The organism is Marinobacterium sp. xm-g-48 (genome assembly GCF_013282925.1).
GTDB lineage: Bacteria > Pseudomonadota > Gammaproteobacteria > Pseudomonadales > Balneatricaceae > Marinobacterium_E.
In genome coordinates this window covers 697,265-714,723 of record NZ_WBYQ01000001.1, presented here as the reverse complement: position 1 = coordinate 714,723, position 17,459 = coordinate 697,265, and the positions used below count along the sequence as shown (strand labels likewise).

General features: G+C 47.5%; 18 protein-coding genes. 11 read left to right on the top strand and 7 right to left on the bottom strand.

All coding sequences use genetic code 11. The features are described from left to right. Positions 1-14 precede the first annotated feature (14 nt). Together lysS and prfB are read right to left on the bottom strand one after the other, a co-directional pair. Positions 15-1,514 (bottom strand): lysine--tRNA ligase, encoded by a 1,500-nt coding sequence (gene lysS, locus XMG48_RS03710; protein WP_173480688.1) that lies wholly within the window; start codon positions 1,512-1,514, stop codon positions 15-17. Positions 1,515-1,538: 24 nt separating this feature from the next. Further along, positions 1,539-2,633, bottom strand: a complete 1,095-nt coding sequence (gene prfB / locus XMG48_RS03705) for a peptide chain release factor 2 (RefSeq protein WP_173480687.1) — start codon at positions 2,631-2,633, stop codon at positions 1,539-1,541. 141 nt (positions 2,634-2,774) lie between these two features. Between prfB and nhaD the strand changes: the two genes are divergently transcribed. Further along, the gene (gene nhaD / locus XMG48_RS03700) at positions 2,775-4,142 is read left to right on the top strand and encodes a sodium:proton antiporter NhaD (protein WP_173480686.1); all 1,368 of its coding nucleotides are present in this window, start codon (positions 2,775-2,777) and stop codon (positions 4,140-4,142) included. A gap of 28 nt (positions 4,143-4,170) precedes the next feature. Next, the gene (locus tag XMG48_RS03695) at positions 4,171-4,815 is read left to right on the top strand and encodes a cytochrome b/b6 domain-containing protein (protein ID WP_173480685.1); all 645 of its coding nucleotides are present in this window, start codon (positions 4,171-4,173) and stop codon (positions 4,813-4,815) included. A gap of 9 nt (positions 4,816-4,824) precedes the next feature. On the opposite strand, the gene XMG48_RS03690 is transcribed toward XMG48_RS03695, so the two are convergent. The 3 genes from XMG48_RS03690 to XMG48_RS03680 are packed head-to-tail and all read right to left on the bottom strand — an operon-like array spanning position 4,825 to position 6,129. Continuing rightward, positions 4,825-5,274, bottom strand: coding sequence for a cytochrome c (locus XMG48_RS03690; protein WP_173480684.1), 450 nt, complete (start codon positions 5,272-5,274; stop codon positions 4,825-4,827). Positions 5,275-5,301: 27 nt separating this feature from the next. Continuing rightward, positions 5,302-5,808 (bottom strand): flavodoxin, encoded by a 507-nt coding sequence (locus XMG48_RS03685; protein ID WP_173480683.1) that lies wholly within the window; start codon positions 5,806-5,808, stop codon positions 5,302-5,304. A gap of 3 nt (positions 5,809-5,811) precedes the next feature. Then, complete coding sequence (locus XMG48_RS03680; RefSeq protein WP_173480682.1) at positions 5,812-6,129, bottom strand: phasin family protein; 318 nt, start codon at positions 6,127-6,129, stop codon at positions 5,812-5,814. A gap of 188 nt (positions 6,130-6,317) precedes the next feature. Here XMG48_RS03680 and XMG48_RS03675 point away from each other — a divergent pair, with 188 nt between their 5' ends. The 3 genes from XMG48_RS03675 to XMG48_RS03665 all read left to right on the top strand — a co-directional run bounded on the left by XMG48_RS03675 (position 6,318) and on the right by XMG48_RS03665 (position 8,981). Continuing rightward, complete coding sequence (locus tag XMG48_RS03675) at positions 6,318-7,112, top strand: tetratricopeptide repeat protein (protein WP_173480681.1); 795 nt, start codon at positions 6,318-6,320, stop codon at positions 7,110-7,112. A 150-nt stretch (positions 7,113-7,262) separates the two neighbouring features. After that, a complete protein-coding gene (locus tag XMG48_RS03670) occupies positions 7,263-8,477 on the top strand; it encodes a YeeE/YedE family protein (RefSeq protein WP_173480680.1) in 1,215 nt (404 codons plus the stop codon). Positions 8,478-8,516: 39 nt separating this feature from the next. Then, complete coding sequence (locus XMG48_RS03665) at positions 8,517-8,981, top strand: RDD family protein (RefSeq protein WP_173480679.1); 465 nt, start codon at positions 8,517-8,519, stop codon at positions 8,979-8,981. On the opposite strand, the gene lptG is transcribed toward XMG48_RS03665, so the two are convergent. Both lptG and lptF read right to left on the bottom strand, forming a co-directional pair. After that, complete coding sequence (lptG, locus tag XMG48_RS03660) at positions 8,978-10,042, bottom strand: LPS export ABC transporter permease LptG (RefSeq protein ID WP_173480678.1); 1,065 nt, start codon at positions 10,040-10,042, stop codon at positions 8,978-8,980. The genes XMG48_RS03665 and lptG overlap by 4 nt on opposite strands. Beyond that, positions 10,042-11,154, bottom strand: a complete 1,113-nt coding sequence (lptF, locus tag XMG48_RS03655) for an LPS export ABC transporter permease LptF (RefSeq protein ID WP_173480677.1) — start codon at positions 11,152-11,154, stop codon at positions 10,042-10,044. The genes lptG and lptF overlap by 1 nt, the downstream gene beginning before the upstream one ends. Positions 11,155-11,252: 98 nt before the next feature. Between lptF and XMG48_RS03650 the strand changes: the two genes are divergently transcribed. From XMG48_RS03650 to XMG48_RS03625, 6 genes are read left to right on the top strand one after another with little or no spacing between them, the layout of a single operon-like run. Next, positions 11,253-12,752: a leucyl aminopeptidase gene (locus XMG48_RS03650; RefSeq protein ID WP_173480676.1), complete on the top strand. Its 1,500-nt coding sequence runs from the start codon at positions 11,253-11,255 to the stop codon at positions 12,750-12,752. A gap of 2 nt (positions 12,753-12,754) precedes the next feature. Beyond that, entirely contained in the window at positions 12,755-13,186 is a 432-nt protein-coding gene (locus tag XMG48_RS03645) for a DNA polymerase III subunit chi (RefSeq protein ID WP_173480675.1), read from the top strand. Between the two features lie 23 nt (positions 13,187-13,209). Then, the gene (locus XMG48_RS03640) at positions 13,210-14,337 is read left to right on the top strand and encodes an efflux RND transporter periplasmic adaptor subunit (protein WP_173480674.1); all 1,128 of its coding nucleotides are present in this window, start codon (positions 13,210-13,212) and stop codon (positions 14,335-14,337) included. Continuing rightward, the gene (locus tag XMG48_RS03635; RefSeq protein ID WP_173480673.1) at positions 14,334-15,011 is read left to right on the top strand and encodes an ABC transporter ATP-binding protein; all 678 of its coding nucleotides are present in this window, start codon (positions 14,334-14,336) and stop codon (positions 15,009-15,011) included. The genes XMG48_RS03640 and XMG48_RS03635 overlap by 4 nt, the downstream gene beginning before the upstream one ends. Before the next feature lie 2 nt (positions 15,012-15,013). Beyond that, positions 15,014-16,234 carry an ABC transporter permease gene (locus XMG48_RS03630; RefSeq protein WP_371731409.1) on the top strand — a complete coding sequence of 407 codons (1,221 nt, stop codon included), beginning with the start codon at positions 15,014-15,016 and terminating at the stop codon, positions 16,232-16,234. Further along, positions 16,221-17,417 carry an ABC transporter permease gene (locus XMG48_RS03625; protein WP_173480672.1) on the top strand — a complete coding sequence of 399 codons (1,197 nt, stop codon included), beginning with the start codon at positions 16,221-16,223 and terminating at the stop codon, positions 17,415-17,417. The genes XMG48_RS03630 and XMG48_RS03625 overlap by 14 nt, the downstream gene beginning before the upstream one ends. Positions 17,418-17,459 lie beyond the last annotated feature (42 nt).

Below are 17,459 nucleotides of genomic sequence, written 5' to 3'. Positions count from 1 at the left end.
ACGCTTAATTGCGCTTAAGCGCGTGGACGCATTGCAGGGAATAGAATGACGTCACGAATCGATGGTGAGTCAGTCAGTAGCATCACCAAACGGTCAATACCGATCCCTTCACCTGCTGTTGGTGGCAGTCCATACTCAAGTGCCGCAACGAAATCAGCGTCAAAGTGCATCGCCTCATCATCGCCTGCATCTTTCTCAGCGACCTGTTTGCGGAAACGTTCAGCTTGATCTTCAGCGTCATTCAACTCCGAGAAGCCATTTGCTAGCTCACGACCCGCGACGAAGAACTCGAATCGATCGGTCACAAATGGGTTGTCGTCACTTCGACGAGCGAGAGGAGAGACCTCGGTAGGGTATTCTGTAATGAAGGTTGGTTGCTGCAGAAGGTGTTCAACGGTCTCTTCAAAAATCTCAATCTGGATTTTACCCAGACCCCAGCTATCTTTTACGTCGATGTCCAGACGCTCGGCAATCTGACGAGCGGCATGTTCATTCGCCAATGCTTCCGCTGTGATATCAGGGTTGTACTGCAGAATGGCATCAAATACTGACAATCGGGTAAACGGCTTAGCAAGGTCGTACTCAAACGTCTCTAGCACCTCACCCTCTTCATTACGAACCGTATTGATGATGGTTGTTGTGCCTAGCACCTGCTGTGCAACGGTACGAAGCATCTCTTCCGTTAGGTCCATTAGATCTTTGTAATCAGCATACGCCTGATAGAACTCGATCATGGTGAACTCTGGGTTGTGACGTGTTGAGAGACCCTCATTACGGAAGTTACGGTTGATCTCAAATACGCGCTCGAAACCACCGACAACCAGGCGTTTCAGGTAGAGCTCTGGCGCGATGCGAAGATACATATCGATATCAAGTGCGTTGTGGTGTGTCACAAAAGGACGAGCCGATGCACCACCAGGAATCGCTTGAAGCATTGGCGTTTCCGCTTCAAGGAAACGGCGCTCGCTTAAGAACTGACGAATCGCGGCAATCACCTTAAAACGCGTCTCAAACACATCACGGGATTCAGGGTTAGTAATCAGATCAACATAACGCTGACGGTAGCGCATTTCAGTATCTTGAAGCCCTTTGTGTTTATCTGGCAGTGGGCGCAAGCTCTTTGTCAGCAACTGGTACTCTGCCATATCAACGTAGAGATCACCCTTGCCTGACTTGTGCAATTCACCGCTAATGCCGACGATATCACCAAGGTCTAGTTGCTTAGCAAAGCTACGAGCCTCTTTGTTAACGTACGCCTGGATGCGGCCAGACATATCTTGGATCACCATGAACGCGCCACGATTGAGCATCACTCGACCGGCAATAGAGACCTTAATGCCTGCAGCTTCTAGCCCCTCTTTGCTCTTCTCACCGTGTTCAGACTGCAGATCCTCTGCGTAGCTGTCGCGACGAAAAGTGTTCGGGAAGGCTTGGCCCTGCTCACGCAGTGCAGAGAGTTTTTCACGGCGCTCTGCAATCAAGCGGTTTTCATCAAGCTGTGTGTTATCAGACATGGTGTCTATTTCCTGTGTTAACTTTTAGAGACCAGCTTTTAAGCTAGCTTCAATAAACATATCCAGATCGCCGTCGAGCACGCGATCACAATTCGACGATTGAACGCCAGTGCGAAGATCTTTGATACGCTGATCATCCAGTACGTAACTGCGAATCTGACTGCCCCAACCTATATCGGCTTTAGTATCTTCAACCTCTTGGGCAGCCTCACGACGTTTCAGCATCTCCATTTCGTAAAGCTTGGAGCGTAACTGCTTCATACAGTTATCTTTATTCTGGTGCTGCGAACGCTGCGACTGACTCTGTACAACGATTCCAGATGGACCGTGGGTAATACGGACCGCCGACTCAGTTCGGTTGACGTGCTGACCACCCGCACCGGATGCACGATAAACATCGACACGAAGATCAGCCGGGTTAATGTCGATCTCAACATTGTCGTCGATCTCAGGAGAGACGAAGACAGATGAGAAAGAGGTATGGCGGCGACCACCAGAATCGAATGGGCTCTTACGAACGAGACGGTGAACACCCGTTTCTGTTCTTAACCAACCGAAGGCGTACTCACCCTCAAAACGAATCGTTGCAGATTTAATACCGGCCACGTCACCGTCAGACACTTCCATCAACTCGGTTTTAAAGCCTTTGCTCTCACCCCAACGAAGGAACATTCGAAGCATCATATTGGCCCAATCCTGAGCCTCGGTACCACCCGAACCCGCCTGGATATCCAAGAAGGCGTTACTTGAATCCGCTTCACCCGAGAACATACGGCGAAACTCAAGTTGCGATAACATGCCGCCTAGACGCTCAACTTCACTGCGAACCTCTTCAACGGTATCTTCGTCATCCTCTTCAACTGCCATCTCCAGCAGCTCCAGGCAATCAGCAGTCCCCTCAGTCAGCTCATCGATGGTCTTAATCACAGACTCAAGGCTTGATCGTTCGCGACCTAGCTTTTGTGCATGCTCTTGATCATTCCAAATATTGGGATCTTCAAGCTCACGCTCAACCTCTTCAAAGCGCTCAAGCTTCTCGTCATATTCGAGATAGCCACGCAACTCTTTAGTGCGTTCGGCATACTCTTTAAGGCTGTTAACAATCGGATTAATTTCCATAGTCGAGCAAATGTCCAAAAGGTCTTAAAAAAGGGGGCACATTTTACAGGATTTATCCTCACCTTTAAATCACCGTCTCGGCCTTTATTTCAACGTTTTTCATGCACCTCTATTGAGATAACGGACAAGCTAGTCCATCGTATGGGAATGACAAATTTTATCGATTTAACAGGCACCCTATATGGCTACCTAGCGGTACTCACCTTCCTTGTCGGGTACTATTTTGTGATCAGCGAAGACCGCACTCACCTAGCCAAATCCAAGCCGATGATGGTGGCCGCTGGTTTAATCTGGTTATTAGTCGGCCTTAGCTATTCCATCAATGGCCAACCAGAGCAAGCTGGCGCACTACTGGAACAGACCCTGCTTGAGTACGCAGAGCTTTTTCTGTTCCTGCTCAGCGCCATGACATTTATCCACGCCCTTGAGGAGCGCAACCTATTTTTGGCATTGCGTAGCTGGCTGATTGCTAGAGACTTTTCCCTAAGAACCGTGTTCTGGGTCACGGGTGGGTTGACCTTTGTCCTATCCCCCATTGCTGACAACCTCTCGACAGCGCTACTGATGGGCTCAGTAGTGATGGCTGTTGGCACCAGAACAGCGTCGTTCGTAGTGCTCGGCTTGATCAACGTGGTTATTGCCGCCAATGCAGGGGGCGTTTTCTCCCCCTTCGGCGATATTACGTCACTGATGGTTTGGCAGCAGGAGAAACTAAAATTCCTTGAATTTACCCATCTTATTGTTCCCGCACTGATCAGCTGGTTCGTGCCTGCTTTAGTGCTTAACCATTATCTTCCGACAGGCCCAGCGCAACTCCCGCATGAACAACAATCCATGAAGCCTGGAGCGATCGGCATGCTGATACTCTTTTTAGCCACGATAACGGCGTCAGTGTTAATCCATTCACTTCTGAAATTACCCCCGGTAATTGGAATGATGACGGGGCTAGGCGCGTTAAAGATTTATGGATACCTATTGTCAAAACAGGATCCTCTGTTGCAAGAGAGTGAATTGCGTGGACACCACATGGGTGCGATGACAAAACACCTCAAAGGGGATCACGGTGAAGTCGTCATGCGTTTTGATAATTTCCGAGTGGTTGAACGCGCCAGCTGGGATACATTAATGTTCTTCTATGGCGTTGTACTGAGCGTTGGTGGTTTAGCTGCCCTGGGCTATTTAGCCCTGATCTCAACGTCGCTTTACGGCAACTTTGGAGAGACCACCACCCATCTAATCATCGGCCTAAGCTCCTCATTGATCGATAACATACCCGTGATGTACGCCATTCTGAGCATGGATATGCCGATGTCGACTAACCAATGGCTATTGGCGACCCTCTGTATTGGCATTGGTGGCTCTCTGCTATCGATTGGCTCAGCGGCAGGTGTGGCTCTGATGGGCCAGGCGAATGGCATCTACACTTTCAGAGCCCACCTCAAATGGAGTTGGGCGATACTCCTTGGGTATGCACTATCAACCGGATACCATATAGTTTTTACATTGTGATTTTGTATTCATTAGCGAGCTTATCAACATGCAGAAAAAAATTGTCACCGTCTGGGATCTAAGCACTCGACTCTTTCACTGGCTTCTAGTCATGCTATTTGGCTTAAGCTGGCTGAGTGCAGAATTAGGTGGCAACTGGATGATCTGGCACACTCGCTTTGGATTTGTAGCTGCAGGCTTAATCACATTCCGCATTATTTGGGGAGTGATTGGCAGCGACTCCTCTCGATTCTCCCAATTCGTGAAACGTCCAAGCAGCGTCATAGCCTACCTCAAGGGAGAGGGGCAAAGAGACTACAACACACATAATCCTGCTGGCGCACTCAGTGTCATAGCCCTGCTAGGCTTAATGTTTCTACAGATGACGACGGGGCTGTTTAGTAACGATGACATTTTTATTGAAGGGCCATTAGCCTATCTAATCTCTTACGACGCTCAACTAGCGATGACGGAACTGCATGAGGCGATTTTTAATCTATTGATTTTGTTTGTCGCCCTGCATCTGGCTGCCATTATTTGGTATCAACGTTTCAAAGGTGAAAAACTGGTGCAAGCCATGCTGCATGGTAGAAAGGAGAGTGAAGAGGAAGCACCTAAGATTCGAGGCGGCATTCCTCTCTTTGTAGCTATCCTAGTAGGAGCGACTGTCAGCTCACTCCTATTTTGGATCTGAATTAAAGGGTTAACGTTTCTCGCGGTAGTTGTCGTGACACCCTTTGCAGGATTTCGCTACAGCACCAAAGGCTGCTTTGGCATCCGCCAATTCACCGCCAGATACAGCGACTAGCTTTTCAGCGGCTTCAGTCATAGCAACAAAGCGCTGATTGACATCATCTAAATTCTCCCAGAGCTCATCTTTGGCAGACGTTTCACCAAAATCAGAACCTTCGATAAACCCCTCAGCCGCAAGCGGCGCTACCGCTAAGAACGACTTAGCGTGATGAGCAAATTGCTCTGCATCATAATCAACCTTACCGCGAACCATGGCACCCATAGCACCAAAGTGCCAACCGTAGGCTTTAAAGATCCCTTGGCGATATTCAATAGCATCTTCCGCTCGATCAGCCTGTGCCAAAGGCGAAGCCAGTAAAGCACAAGACAAAGTCGTTAATACAACTTTCTTCAAAGACATAATCTCTCTCCGAGTTAACACTTAAACTTACAATTGTGGATAGATCAGATTGAGCCAACGCTCAACACGGTCTTTTGTTTCAAAGGACTGTGTATCCTCATCCAAGGCCAAACCCACGAAGGCAGTCTCACAAGGGATTAGCGCTTTTGAGGACTCAAAATCGTAACCTTCGACAGGCCATTCACCTATCAGCTTAGCACCCTTTTGTGAAATCTGTGCGGCAACTGTACCCATCGCATCAAGAAACCAATCGCCATATCCCAATTGATCACCCAATCCAAACAGTGCTACGCGTTTGCCACTGAAGTCGATTTCACAAAAACTCGACCAAACTTCTTCGAAATCTTCTTGTAACTCACCAAAGTTCCAAGTGGGCACACCAATAATCAGTGACGAAGCCTGTTCAACATCGGCATTAATCATGCTATCGATTGAAATTAGCTTTAGAGGCACCTCCCCTGGCCAGCACTCAACCATGAGTTGCGCTACGCGTTCAGTATTGCCTGTAGTACTTCCGTAAATGAGAGGGATCAAAAACTATTTGCCACCCATCGATTGAGAGGCAATTTTTTGAATCTCCTCTTGGGCGTTTTGAACCGTTTTCATATTCTGCTCAGCAGCCGCTTTAAGTGCAGCCTCTAAGCGCTGTGTATACTCTTTTTGCGCTTCGATGAACTCTTCAGGTGATTTTAGACCCTGAAGTGAATTAGCCTGATTCATGGTCGCTTGGATACACTGCTGGGTGTACTCAATCTGCTGATTGGTAATGCGCTGTAGCATCTCTTGTTGAACCTTCGCCAACTCTTGAAATGATTCAACACTCTGTTCGAACAGCTTTGTCATATCTTGAAACATTTGATAATCCTCAATGTCCATTTAAATTGACAGGTTTAACCTGCGCTACATCAATCATTACGTTACTCATAATAGAAATTCAGAGCAAGCGCTGTGGATTATGCAGTGAAAAGGTTATGATAGCGCCACTTTGATAACACTAACGGTTATTGACCATTAATTTGTTGGAATAGAATAGGAGGTCAGGTTTGACCAAAGCTCGTCTATTATCACTAGCCTTTGCATTGGCTCTTCCAGTCATGTCTGTTGAAGCCGCATCCATCATCGCAGCTGAGCGTGCCATTCAGTCAGCCGATTACACCAAAGCCCTTGAAGAGCTTAAGCCTCTAGCCAAAGAAGGTGATTTAGATGCTCTCTATCTAATGGGTACGCTTTACCGTGATGGTCAAGGTGTTGAAAAGAGCAAAGAGGATGCCAAGCAGTACTTCAGCAGTGCCGCTCGCCAGGGCCACCTAAAAAGTATCAATGCGCTTCGCGTCATGCGAAATGAGGTATACCTTGCCGAGTTCACACAACTCCTTCCCAAAGCGGAAGCGGGTGATGCCGATGCACAAAACCGAATTGGTGAAATGTACGAGTTTGGCCAAGGCGTCGAACGCGATCTAAACCTTGCCCTGCAATGGTTCGATAAAGCCTCTCACAATGGTTCACTGGTCGGGCTTCACAACTTGGCTAGAAGCTACAACTTCGGAAGCGGTACCGAGCAAAACTTTGCACAGGCAGAGAAGCTATACCTGCAAGCTGCTGAATCGGGATACTCTGAATCGATGTTCTTCTTAGGCACGCTTTACGCTACGGGTAATGGTAATGACCTCTCTGTAAATCCAGACATTACTGCTTACGCATGGATGAAAGCGGCAGCCAATGCTGGCTCAACGACGGCTCAGACCATTGAAGCACGCCTGCTGATGAAACTGTCTGATACCGAACAGAGCGAAGCCAAAGCACTTGCTGACAAGCTCTCACAGCAGTACATAAAATAACCAATATCAGATGGGTCATGAAGAGCGCTACGGCGCTCTTTTTTATAAGTGAAATATTTTTAATAACTTATTTGTATATAAAATCACCAAACATTCTTGGAAGAGTTATTAAAAGATCATTAGTATTGCCACTCCTAAAAGGAGTCGAGCATGAATACTTTAAACACGACATCTACAGACTTTAAAACCCAGCTTCTTGAGCCAAACAAGCTATTTTGGCTTATGCTCTCTTCTGCTTTGTTGGTTGCTTCCGCTGTTTATGTGTTTAATGAGCACGGCACCTTTGAACTACTTGCTCTCATTTTAGGTGCAGCCCTGGGTGTCTGCTTGCTTCAAGCGTCTTTTGGTTTCACGACCGCATGGAGAGAGCTTATCTCTAAACGTCGTGGTGCGGGCATCCGCGCTCAGATGATCATGCTCTCCCTGAGTGTACTGCTATTTTTCCCGACCCTGGCCTCAGGCGAGCTGTTTGGACAATCGGTCGCAGGATTTGTTAGACCTCTCGGCCTCTCCGTTGTTGCCGGCGCGTTCATGTTCGGTGTAGGTATGCAGATCGCAAGTGGCTGTGCTTCGGGTAATCTTTACCATCTTGGCGGTGGACAACTGAGAGCCATTCCCGTCATGGCAGGCTTTAGTGCCGGTGCGCTATGGGCAACAGCTGACTATGAGTGGTGGACAACCTTGCCACAACTAGCGCCCATTGGATTGATCGAACTGCTGGGTCCAATCACCGCCATCGGTCTAAACCTGCTGTTATTCACTGCTATCTATCAGTTCACTAAACGTCTTGAAATTAAAGCTCACGGCTCGCTTGAAGAGTGTCAAAGTACTGGCACGACCAGCTTTGCAAGCAAACTGATTGCTGGACCCTGGCCACTGATTTGGGGAGCGGTTGGACTCACCATTCTAAACTTCGCGACGCTCGCTTTAATGGGCCGTCCATGGGCTGTCGCCCTGGCTTACCCTGTATGGGGAGCGAAAGTGGCTCAATGGTTAGAGCTCGATCTAGAGATCGACTTCTGGACCTACTGGATGGCACCTGGCCGTGAAGAGGCGCTCTACAACAGTCTCAGCCAGGATCCCGCGTCATTGATGAATGGTGGTGTCATCCTAGGCGCTTTCTTAGCGGCGGCGATCGCCGGCAAATTCACACTCAAGATGAAAATGCCGATTCAAAACTTCTTAGCCTCTCTGCTGGGTGGCGTGCTATTGGGCTACGGTGCAACCATCGCTTATGGGTGTAACATTGGCGCATTTGTAGGCGGTGTGGTCTCTGGCAGTTTACACGGCTGGCTATGGATCTTGTTTGCATTTGCCGGTTCAGTGATCGGACTTAAGCTTCGTCCACTGCTTCGTTTAAAGTAAACTTTTCAGTACACTACGGCTCCGACAAAGGAGTTCAGTATGCCCAGACCGTTTCACGATGATGCTAACCAACATCAACTACCCTCTCTAATCATTAGAGTGATGGCAATGGTCTATGACACTCTGATCATTCTTGCCATTTGGTTCTTAATTGGTGCTGTTGGAGTCATCCTAAATCAAGGTGAAGCGGTCGACAGCTTTCTCGGCCAAGCGGCCTTAAAGTCCGCACTGCTCTGCTCAACATTCCTATTCTTTGGATACTCTTGGACCCGTTCCGGTCAGACGATCGGCATGATGGCATGGCGACTGCGAGCGCAGAGTGAAAAGGGGTTTTCGTTAACCTGGACTCAGGCACTGATTCGCTTTTTTGGTGCCGCTATCTCTATTGTCACTCTAGGAGCCGGTTACTGGGCGACACTGTTAAGTGATGAGCGCCTAACCTGGCATGAGCGCTGGTCAAACAGTGTCACCGTTCGACTACCAAAACCTGCCAAAAAGAGTTAGCGAACTCTAGAGAGTAACCATAAAGCGATGGCAAAGCTGATCGCAATGGGTAACAGCGCGGCCAGTAACGGAGAAAATCCTAGCACCTGACTGGCCGGCGCCAAAAGATCCTGACTGAATTTAAATACCAGTCCAATCACGACACCGGTGATAATTCTTTGGCCTACCGTAACACCGCGCATCGGTCCAAAAATAAACGCAACGCCAATCATCACCAAAGCGATAATTGACAAGGGTTGTAGCAATTTATTCCAAAGGGCTAACTCATAAGAGGTTGAATCCACCCCTTGATCATTCAGATAGCTAGAGTAAGAAGATAGACCTGAGATAGGGAGTTCAACAGGGGGCACCAAAATGACTCGCAGCATCTCTTCCGTCAATTCGGTTGACCAAAAAGTCTCATCTAAATGACCTTTTTCAATACGCTGATCATTGATCAGTGCCGTTAATTCAACGTCAGTTAGCAACCAGCCTTGACGCTCTTCAGAGTAATACCCCGACTTGGCAAAACTGGTTTGTTTGAGCCTAAGCTCTGAATCAAATTGGTGACGAGTGACACCTAAAATTTGCCCGTCAGGAGTGATTGCAGAGACATGAATGTATTCACTCGGTTGACGATACCAGCCGCCACCTTCGAATAATTTCAAATTTTGATTCGCTGCCTTTAAAGCTCTAGCGCTTTGTTGAGCTTCAGGAATACCGATTTGATTTAGAAACAGTGAAAAGCAGGAAATTAAGAAGATGGGTTTTATGACGCCTAAAATAAGTTTTGACATAGAGACACCTGCTGCTCTCATGACTGTCAATTCAGAACTTGAGGCCAAAACCCCTAAACCGATAAGTGTTCCCACTAATGCACTGAGTGGAAGTAATTCAATACAAATACCAGGGATACTAAGAAGGGTGTAAATTATGGCATCTTTTGAAGTGTAACTACCCCTGACGTCTCCAAGCTCATCTAGATAAAGACTAATACCCATTAAACTGACTACAACTAACAAAACAACAAAAATTGCAGACAAGGTGTGAGCAGCGATATAACGATCCAAACGACTTAACATCAAAGAGCTCGCCTTTTAAAACTTTTAAGTCTAGGAAATTTCGGTAACCTTTCGAAAAAACGCTCAATAGCACCCTCAAAAACAAACATACTCAAAGCAATAATAAGCACTGCAATATGGACAAACCATATTAGCCAACTACCAGCGTCACCTTGTTCCACTTGCGCCCTTGCTGCAGTTAAAGCACCAACATAGACTTGGTATATTATGATTGCTGGAATAAGCTTCGAGTACCTACCCTGCCTAGGACTAGTCTTTGATAGCTGAACAGCCAATAAAACAACGATTATGGCCAAAAATGGTAGAGAAAGTCTCCAATGCAGTCTTCCAATATAAAAAGCTGAATCATTCTCTAATAAGGCAAGTGTAGGTAGAGCATCAAAGGCATTAATCGAGAACTGTCGCTCAACATCTCTCATTTTAAGCCCGTACTCATGATACTGAATCTCTTCAACTGAATTGTTCTCTGAAAAGTTATAACGATAGCCTTCCTCAAACACCAAGAAGCGCCCTTGATCGTCAAGAAATCTCTGCGAACCCTTCCTAGCAACTAGAATGTAACGTTCATCCTTCGCATCAATACCCGAAATAAAAACATCAACCAACTCCCCTTCATCACTGACCTGTCGAGCGTAAGTGACTTGTCTTTCGTTTTTACTGACCTGAAATTTACCGGGTAACAGCATATCCAGTTCACTTCGCTCTTTTTGCTCTGAAAGTATCTTTCTTGCCTCCGTCATGCCTGTAGGCGTTAGGTAAAGAGTCATTAAAGCAACTAACAAGGCGATGAAAACGGCTGGCCCAATTGCGTAGCTAGCCAATTTAAAGGGCCCTACACCACAGGCTTTCAAAACAATCATTTCACTATCTAAGTAGAATCGACCGTAGGCTAGCAAGACACCTAAAAACAGACCGAGGGGAAGAAGGAGCTCAAGAATTTTAGGGGTTCTGTAAATAACCAACTCAAGAATAACACTGGTTTGTATCTGACCAGCGGCAGCGTCATTTAGGTAGCCAATTATTCTGGCGCTGAGAATAATTAACAACAAAACAATCACAACAGCAAAAGTAGTCTTGAGTATGTCCAGACTTAGGTAACGATTTATAATCACTAATTAATCCGATAGGTGCATGGATATCCAACAGATGCGATACTGTAGGGCACATTATCACCTAAACCTAAGTGCTTGTCTTGTTAGAGGAAACAGAAATGGATTTTGAGATCGTTAACGGATCGATTGAGAGTGTAGAAGCAGATTGTATCGTTATTGCGATTGCGGCAGACGGTGAACTTTCGGACTCGGCTAAAGCGATTGATAAAGCCAGTTCAGGGGCCATAAGCGATGTTGTTGCATCGGGTGATTTTTCCGGCAAACAGGGCTCTCTGCTTCTACTGCGCAGCCTTCCTGGTATCAACACTAAGCGCATCCTGTTAGCTGGTGTAGGGGCACAGAGTGAACGAACCATCATCAAACAGCAGCAACTGATTAAAAGCGCGGTGGATACCATCAAAACTCTGGGTGTTAAAACACTCTGCTTTGCCCTGGATCGGATCAGCGGCAATAGCGACGACATCTACCGTGACACACGAACTCTAGTAGAAGCTTCGTCGGCCGCGCTCTACCAATACGACACCACCAAATCCAAGTCTGCACCTGCATTAACACTTGAGCACATTCATATCCACCTACCTGAGGAAGATACTGAATTTGGAGAGGGTGCCCTTCTGGATGGCGTTGCTATCGCCAATGGGGTATCAACTGCTCGTGAGCTGGGTAATTTGCCAGGCAATATCTGTACACCTCTCTACTTGGCAGAGCATGCTCAAAATCTTGCGGAAGAGTTCGACAGTGTCAGCTGTGACATTCTAGATGAGAAACAGATAGAAGAGCTGGGTATGGGTGCGCTTCTAAGCGTCGGCAAAGGCAGTGTCATTCCGCCTCGCCTCATTGTATTGAAATACCAAGGTGCAGAGGATGCTAATGAGGCTCCGTATGCTCTGGTTGGTAAAGGCATCACCTTCGATACCGGCGGCATCTCATTGAAACCAGGCCCTGAGATGGACGAGATGAAATTCGACATGTGTGGTGCAGCCAGCGTGTTAGGTGCCTTCGAATCAGTGGCAGAGATGAACTTGCCATTGAACCTTATTACGATCGTTGCTGCGGCTGAGAACATGCCTTCAGGTGAAGCCTCTAAACCAGGTGACGTGGTAACGACCATGTCAGGTCAAACAGTAGAGATCCTTAACACCGACGCTGAAGGCCGACTGGTACTTTGTGATGCTTTGACCTATGTGCAACAGTTCAATCCTCAAGCCGTCATCGATGTCGCGACCCTGACAGGCGCCTGTATTATTGCACTTGGACATCAAGCAACGGGAGTTCTTGCGAACGATAATGAGCTTGCAGCTAAGTTGCTTGATGCAGGTGAATTTGCTGGCGATCGTGGCTGGCAGCTACCTTTATGGGACGAGTACCAATCACAACTGGATAGCAATTTTGCCGATATGGCTAACATCGGAGGTCGACCTGCAGGGACCATTACCGCGGCCTGCTTCCTATCACGCTTTACCAAAGAGGTTAGCTGGGCTCACCTAGATATAGCCGGTGTTGCTTGGAATAGCGGCAAAGCCAAAGGGGCAACGGGACGTTGTGTTCCTATGCTGACGCAATATCTTCTCGATATTGCTGAGCAGATTGAGGCCTAAACGTGCCTCGCGCAGACTACTACATACTCCCCAGCAGTGATCACGACAGTCGTGAACTGCTGGCGTGTAAACTCTGTGAAAAAGCCTTATCCCTTGGCCAACGCATCCATATACACACTGAAAATGAAGCTGATCTACATCAGCTAGATCAGACTTTGTGGAATTTTCGATCGGACAGCTTTGTACCGCATGCCATACTGGGTACTGAACTTAAATCGCCTGTCTCTATAGCCTGTGGTGAATTGCCCTCAGAACCTATTGATCTGTTTATCAATCTAGGCTTAACCGCACCAGAGGGTTGTCAATCAGCTTCTCGCTGCATCGAGATTGTCACTCAATCCGAAACAGTGCTTGCAGCCACACGACACTCTTGGGCCGCACGTAAAGCAGCCGGTTGGGAGCTACAGAGACAAGACCTTAGAGATCGATCTTAAATTTGTCCTACGGAGGATATTCAATGAAAAAACTGCTTATTCTCCCCCTCCTTGCTGCTGCGGTGATCAGCTACTCGCTCTTTTGGCCAGAGCCTCCAATCAGCGTTGAGTTAGTCCAAGTTGAACAGGGCGCAGTCGAGCAGATCGCCGCTAACAGTCGCTCAGGAACCATCACCCCCTGCCGTCAGTCCAGCTTATCCCTAACCATTGGGGGCATCATAGAGTCAATCAACATTGCTGAGGGCGAGGTGGTCGAAAAAGATCAGACCCTACTCACATTGAACAGTGATGTTCAAAGGGCTCAAATAAAACTATCCAAAGGGGAGTATCAAGCCGCAAAGATCGAAGAGGAACGAGCCTGCGAACTGGCGGATCTTGCAAAACGCGAGCTCGTCCGAGGTCAGTCCCTTAAGGAGAAAGGGCTCATTTCAAACGAACAATTTGATCAACAGGATAGCGAATCAGCCAGCAGCGCCCATATCTGTGAGTACCAAAGATCACTATCAAAACTCGCGGCAGACAAAATTAATCTTCTTAGCATTGATCAGAACCAGCGTACTCTAAAATCTCCGTTTGCCGGTACCGTTAGCAAGATCAACGGTGAAGTCGGTGAATACCTGACCCCCTCACCTCCAGGCATCATGACGCCAGCGGCTGTTGAGTTGCTTGATACCAGCTGCCTCTATGTGACCGCCCCAATTGATGAGGTCGAGGCCTCCCGACTTAAGATAGGTCAATACGCCCGTATAACCCTAGATGCTTTTAGAGGTGAAATCTTTGATGGTGTCATCAGCAAATTAGGCTCTCGAATTTCTGACAATGAGAAGCAGGCAAGAACGCTTGAAGTCGAGGCTGCCTTTATCAATTCTGATGAAGATATGACGCTTTTAGTGGGATACAGTGCTGATATCGAAGTGGTGACCTCATCAACAGGCAGTGTGTTAAGGGTTCCTACCGAATCTGTCATTGGCGGATCTGAAATCGTGATATTCAACGAAAAAACCAATGAGCTTGAAATTCGACCTATTAAAGTCGGCGCCTATAACTGGACGTGGAGCGAGGTGACGGAAGGACTCGATTTAAATGACCGTTTCCTGAAGAACACCAATGATGTTGAAAACCTTCTAAATCGACGAGTTATTCCACAATGATCGAGCTTAAGCATCTCTGTAGAAGCTATCCAATGGGCAGTGAAACGGTGAATGCGCTTCAGGATTTCACACTCGATATCGAGGCAGGTGACTACCTCAGTATCATGGGCCCTTCTGGATCAGGTAAATCCACACTACTCAATCAATTAGGACTGCTCGATTCACCAAACTCCGGTGAATACTGTCTGGATGGCACTGCAACGACTGAATTAAACGAAGCAGAAAAGGCTCGATTTCGAAACGACAATATCGGCTTCGTTTTCCAAGCCTATCATCTCATCAATCGACTAACGGCGTTGGAAAACGTTGAGTTGCCGTTAATTCTTAAAGGGATTCCTGCCAGCCAACGCCGAGAAAAAGCCTCCGAGTTACTGAAAACCCTGGGATTAAAAGATTTTCTTAACCGCAAGCCACAGCAACTCTCTGGTGGCCAGAGGCAGCGTGTTGCCATAGCGCGCGCTGTGGTCACTCAACCTAAAATACTTCTCGCCGATGAGCCGACCGGTAATCTTGATCGCGCATCAGGTCAGGAGGTCATTAACCTGCTTGAAACGCTAAACAGCCAAGGAATTACTCTAGTAGTGGTGACTCATGACAGTGATCTTGGCGCCCGAGCAAAACGCCAGATAACTATGGTTGATGGTCAACTCATAGAGATCAAAAAGAGGGGATAGCCGTGCTCTTGATTGATCATCTTCGGTATAGCCTAGCGACCTACTCTCGGCAGGCATTTAAAGCGTTGATGATACTTCTATCGGTAAGCATCGGAGTCATGTCCGTTGTTCTATTAACCGGTCTTTCGGAGGGAGCAAGACAGTTTGTCTATCAGGAGTTCTCTCTGCTAGGGAAAGAGGTATTAATCGTTCTTCCAGGGCGCAAAGAGACGGAAGGCGGCATCCCTCCAGTGACTGGGGAGGGAACTCGCGACTTAACCCTTGATGATGCAAAGGCTATCCATAAACTGCCACAAGTGAATGAAATCGTTCCGATTATTGCAGGTATTACCGAGGCTCATAGCAACGGTTTAAATCGGGAGATCATCGTACTTGGGACCAACCAAAGCCTACTTACTATCTTTGGAATACCCGTAAAAACCGGAACCAATTTGACGCAAAGGGATGTTGATACGGCAGCGTCAGTCACCCTACTGGGTAGCACGCTTGCTCAGGAGATTTTCCCTAATGGAAACGCTTTAGGTGGGTGGGTCAAATTTTCTGATCGACGCTACCGGGTCATTGGTATTATCGAGCCCAGCGGCATCAACTTTGGTACCAACATGAATGAGACTGCCCTCATTCCTGTCACCTCTTCTCAAACCCTTTTTAACGCTCCCGGACTCTTCAGGATGCTAATCAAACTACAATCAGATCAACAGATTGAAGAGAGTCAGCAGCTTATAGAGCAGCTGATAATGGAGCGACATCAAGGTGAAAGAGACATCACTATCGTGACTCAAAACTCTCTACTTAACACCTTCAGTGACCTATTGAACAAGCTCACCCTGGTCGTCATCGCGATTGCTAGCATCAGTTTATTAGTGGCTGGCATATTGATCATGAACATCACTCTGATCAGTGTCTCACAACGGGTTCCAGAAATTGGGTTACTCAAAGCACTTGGCGCCTCACATAACACCGTCACTTCCATTTTCCTCTTGGACTCCATTTTAGTAGCCACAACCGGAGCCATAATCGGTGTTAGTCTAGGCATAGCTTCGCTGTATGCCATTCATCTGACTTGGCCAAGCTTTCCTTTTGCTATCCCTTATATGGCAACACTGGCCGCTCTTTTAGTATCACTCACGGTCTCTCTGATTTTTACCTGGCTACCCGCCAAAAAGGCTGCAACGGTCGATCCCGTTGCCGCATTGCGAGGTGAGATGAATGCCTATCGCTGATCTCATCAAACTGGCAGCGGGGACACTGACCGTCGATATTAGAAAGAGCTTTTTGACCGCCTTAGGCATTACAGTCGGTATCTTTATGGTGACATTGATCACCAGCTTAGGCAGTGGCCTGCAAAACTATATGCTCAATAGCTTCTCTCAATTTGGCACCCGAATCATCGCTATTACACCGGGACGTACACAGACGGGGGGCGTCGGTGGCCTCATCGCCAATACTCGCCCGCTCACGCTAGACGACGCCCAATCACTTAAAACCTTATCGGGTATCCGACAGGTAGTGCCCGTTATTCAGGGTAGCGGAGCGATTGAGTATCAATATCGCGTCCGTCATGTGGATATTCTTGGCGTCAGTTACAGCATGCCTGACGCCTGGAATTTCACCATTCAGAAGGGGCATTTCTTACCTGACAGCCGGGGGCGAACCCCTCTACCCTACGCAGTTCTTGGTGCAAAAGTAGCCAGTGAACTGTTCGGTAACCAGCCAATACTTGGGCAATTTATCAGGGTTGGTGGCGAGCGCTATCGGGTGTTAGGTGTACTCGAATCTAAGGGACAAATGTTGGGTTTTGACCTCGATGATATTGTCTATATCGACACCCAGAGAGCACTCACCCTATTCAACAGAGATGGCGTGATGGAGATTGACGTCACGTTTTCAGCCAACAGCAAAACGGATCAACTGATGCAATCAATTAAGGAGCACCTGAGCCTGCGCCACAACGCAGAGGATTTCACACTGACCTCCCAAGATCAGATGCTCTCTACGCTCAATAAGATTTTAGACGTATTAAAAATTGCACTGATAGGGTTAGCGGCCATTTCCCTACTGGTCGGGTCAATCGGCATTCTAACCATTATGTCGACACTGGTTGATGAGAGACGCAGCGAGATCGGACTGCTACGTGCTTTAGGCGCCAGTAAAAAAACAGTTGCATCGCTCTTTCTGACCGAAGCGATTATGTTCTCAATCATCGGCGGAATCGGAGGTATTTTGACTGCTTATGCTGCAATTTACGGCTTTAGGCAGCTCCTCCCAGGCTTACCTCTTGAACCGAATATTCTTTTCTTAGTTATTTCACTGCTGATTGCAGCAGCAACAGGACTACTCAGTGGCTTAATACCCGCCCTGAAAGCCGCCAAAATCGAACCTATAGAAGCGTTGCAGAGCGAATAAAGAACCGCTCAACCACTGTCTATAAGGGCTCTCAAAGGGTAT